Origin of the sequence: Pseudoalteromonas sp. Isolate6, assembly GCF_022398435.1 — a bacterium.
Taxonomy (GTDB): Bacteria; Pseudomonadota; Gammaproteobacteria; order Enterobacterales; family Alteromonadaceae; genus Pseudoalteromonas; species Pseudoalteromonas galatheae.
The window spans coordinates 1-3,813 of sequence record NZ_JAKEVK010000299.1 but is presented as its reverse complement, the minus strand read 5'-3'; the positions used below and the strand labels follow the sequence as shown (position 1 = coordinate 3,813).

At 44.8% G+C, this 3,813-nt stretch carries 3 protein-coding genes; 1 reads left to right on the top strand and 2 read right to left on the bottom strand.

Annotated elements, in window-relative coordinates; all coding sequences use genetic code 11:
- Positions 1 to 283: 283 nt before the first annotated feature.
- A complete protein-coding gene (gene ggt, locus L1D50_RS22025; RefSeq protein WP_239966845.1) occupies positions 284 to 2,026 on the top strand; it encodes a gamma-glutamyltransferase in 1,743 nt (580 codons plus the stop codon).
- A gap of 63 nt (positions 2,027 to 2,089) precedes the next feature.
- On the opposite strand, the gene L1D50_RS22020 is transcribed toward ggt, so the two are convergent.
- Positions 2,090 to 2,563, bottom strand: coding sequence for a hypothetical protein (locus L1D50_RS22020; RefSeq protein ID WP_239966844.1), 474 nt, complete (start codon positions 2,561 to 2,563; stop codon positions 2,090 to 2,092).
- Between the two features lie 6 nt (positions 2,564 to 2,569).
- On the bottom strand, positions 2,570 to 3,724 hold the full coding sequence (locus L1D50_RS22015) for a PepSY-associated TM helix domain-containing protein (protein ID WP_239966843.1): 1,155 nt from the start codon (positions 3,722 to 3,724) through the stop codon (positions 2,570 to 2,572).
- Positions 3,725 to 3,813 lie beyond the last annotated feature (89 nt).

The window sequence follows — 3,813 nt, the reverse complement described above, 5'->3', positions numbered from 1 at the left end:
AGCTTGAATTGTCGTACAAAAAATAAACTGCATTATTGACTGTACCCAACATAAATTATTTGTCAAATATGTTTTTCAAAGGTTAAATTTATGCTTTGCTTAATTACCTTATTTCAACCCTGTGTAACTTCAACATTTGACGACAAGCTGCTTTTTAGCCTTGAGTGCAGTAACTATGGTGTAACGTAAATTTGCACTGTCAGTCGCCCAACGCATCGATATTGTTTGGTCTTTTTATTCATGCAACACTGCAACATGAGAATAATTAAAAAGCGGGATGAAGATGCGTAAATTAACAGCCTTGGTGTGGTCGTGCTCTGTTTCCTTGTGTACGGGTGTTGCGTTTGGTAACACGGTGCAAGCTGACGAGTCACCAATATTTAGTTCTAAAGCCACAGCACAGCCAATATGGGCTGAACACGGCATGGTATCTAGCCAAGAGGCACTTGCTAGTCAGGTTGGTGTAGAGATTTTAAAGCAAGGTGGCAATGCTGTTGATGCGGCTGTCGCAGTAGGTTTTAGCCTTGCCGTGACCCTGCCAAGAGCCGGAAATATCGGTGGCGGTGGCTTTATGCTAGTGCATCTGGCGAAAGAGAATAAAACCATTGCGATTGATTATCGCGAAATGGCGCCGAGTCGTGCGCACAAAGATATCTTTATTGATGAAAACGGCGAGGTAAACCCAAAGTTAAGCCTTCAGCACGGCCTTGCCGTGGGCGTTCCCGGAACGGTTATGGGGATGGAGTTGGCACTCGAGAAATACGGCACTATGACACTTAGTCAAGTTATTCAGCCTGCAATTAAATTAGCACGTGATGGCATTAAAGTGACCTCTGATTTAGCCAATTCGCTTTCTCATAATTATATTAAAGAACGAATGCTTGGTGTGCCGGCATCTAAGGCTGTGTTTTATAAAAAAGATGGTAGCAGCTATAAGCCAAATGAATGGCTGGTGCAGGCTGACTTGGCTCACTCTTTGGAACTTGTTGCCGAAAAAGGCAGCGCGGGCTTTTATCAGGGTGAGACAGCAAAGAAAATAGTTGCTGCGGTAGAAGCTGCTGGCGGCATTATGTCGCTGGATGACTTAAAAGACTATAAAGCGGTGGAGCGAGAGCCAGTAAAAGGTACATACCGCGGCTACGACATCGTTTCTATGCCACCTCCTTCATCTGGTGGTGTGCATATCATAGAGATGCTGAATATGCTGGAGCAATACCCTATTGGTGAGCTTGGGCATAATAGCGCTGCTACCGTCCATTTAATGGCTGAGGTCATGAAGCGTGCGTATGCTGACCGCAGTGAATATTTGGGCGACCCCGATTTCTACGACGTACCCGTTAAAGCATTAGTGGATAAGCAATATGCAAAGCAGCGTAGTAAACAAATAAGTGCAGATAAAGCGACGCCAAGTCGCGAGATTAAACCCGGTAAATTATTACCTTATGAGAGTAACCAAACCACACATTATTCTGTGGTAGATAAGTGGGGCAATGCAGTGAGTAACACTTATACGCTCAACTTTAGCTATGGCTCAGGTATTGTCGCGGCTGGCACAGGCATTCTACTTAACAACGAAATGGATGATTTCTCGGCAAAGCCCGGCACACCAAACGGTTTTGGCTTGGTTGGTGGAGAAGCTAACGCCGTTGAAGGAAAAAAGCGTCCTTTGAGCTCGATGACACCCACGATTGTAATGAAAGAGGGTAAACCCTTTTTGGTAACGGGTAGCCCGGGTGGCTCGCGTATTATCACCACCACGCTGCAAATCATTTTGAATGTTATTGATCATGGCTTAAACATTGCCGAAGCAACCGTGGCTCCGCGTATTCACCACCAATGGTTACCAGATGAAATTCGTATTGAACGTAGCTTAAATGTGGATACTCGACGTCTACTTGAAAACAAAGGACACACACTTTCAGAGCAGAATGCGATGGGCTCAACCCAGTCAATCATGCTTACCGATAAAGGTCTATTTGGCTCCTCAGATCCAAGACGCGCAGATAGCGCTGCGGTGGGGTACTAATATCCTGATTTCCATTGAGTCTTAAGTGTAATTTAAATCGAGTAGAGGCGAGATGCCCCTTTTCTATGCGCTTTCTTTGATTAAATACTCTGGCAGTGGCCAATTCATGACGATGACTTCGCCTTGCCAAGTTTCGATCGTCAGCCAAACCCTGTCGTCTTCTGATAATGTTTTCTTTGCTAAAGTATGTACGTGTTGACCGTGTTTTGTGCCGTGAAGGATCCCGAGCTCATGCTTCATAAGCTGTGCAAGTGGCATCGCGTTGGGGCCGATATTGAGATAGCCTTGGCGCACAGAATCAACATCGCCTTTATTGAACAGTAGTAAGAAGTCTTTGACGTATAAGTTATCGTGGATGTATGGCGGCTTTTCGTCAAAAGGCATTGGCGTGATGCTGTACTTTCCAAGTGTTTGCTCCGCCAATGGAGCGGGAAATTCTGGATGTAATGATTGATAATAAAACCAAGCTGGCAACACCAGTAATAGAGCATTTAACCAATATTTATTGTGTTGTATAAAGCGTTTGACTGCATTCATGGCGATTTACCCTTGTTGTGCTTTTAGTTGTCTTGCATTGCTCCGTTCTTGGCTACGCGCGCGTTTGGTCCGAAGCTGATACATGATAAATCCGGTAACTGACATCCCGGATAAAACACAGCCAAAAATAAACCAGATGACTTTTGTCCAGATCCCTCCAATGGTGCCGTAGTGCAGTGGATCTGTGATGTGCATAACCGTTTGTAAGCCTGTCATTGAATCAGGGTTTGCATGATGAACGACTGTATCATTCCAAGTGTTGTAGGCAATATTAATGCTGTAATCGTCATAGAGTACGTAGCCGTTTGCGCCACTGATTTTGAGCGTATCGCGGTTATGCTCAGGTAGCATGATGTAACTTGGACGAAAGTCAGTGTACAGCTGTTGAATTTCACCGAGCGCTAGGTCAACACTGGTCTCTACTGCATTCGCGTTTATTGTTGAGTTGGGTATATCCGCTGCATTTAATGTTTCATGATGTTCGAGTTCAACACCTGCATGCCACAGCACCGCTTGCGTTAAATACCACAGTCCGGTGAGGCTCATTACGGTCATAAACCAAAGCGACCATACTCCACTGAGCTTATGGATGTCAGCGGCAAGGGTACGACCTCCTTGTGATTTACGCAGCTTAAACTGAAAAAACGCCAACCAAAACTTTTTGTATACCACTAGGCCTGTGATCAACGCGCCCAGTAGGATCAGTGACATGAACGCCACTAAATAGTAACCAACACTGTAGCCGTTTTGCCATGGAAATAGCAGCCAGCCATGTAATGAGCGCATAAAGTTAATAAACGTATTGCCGTCATTTATTTCCTGAACAGCCCCTGTGTACTGGTTTACGTATGCAAGCGCATAGGGCTTGTCGACGTCGGTAAACATCACCACATAGGTCAAATAGGGCTCTCTCACATTGAGCCCCATGACATCTGCACTTGGGTGCTCATCCTTAAACGCGCGTAACACTGAGCCCGCTGACATCTCACTTACCTGACTGGGGTTATGTGCCCGAGAATCAGGGTTAGTAAGCCATGTAAGTTCATGGCTGAGAACGGAAATGGTACCTGTGATACAAATAAAGCAAAACAGTAGCCATATTGGCAGTGAAAACCAACCATGCAACTGAAACCAAAACTTGTTGCTTATCTTCTTTGCCATTGTGTGTTCCTAGTTCTTTGAATGACGGCGACAAATTAAAGCTGAGGGAGTATTTGCGCAAAAATGTAAATAAAGTATATCTTTTTAAA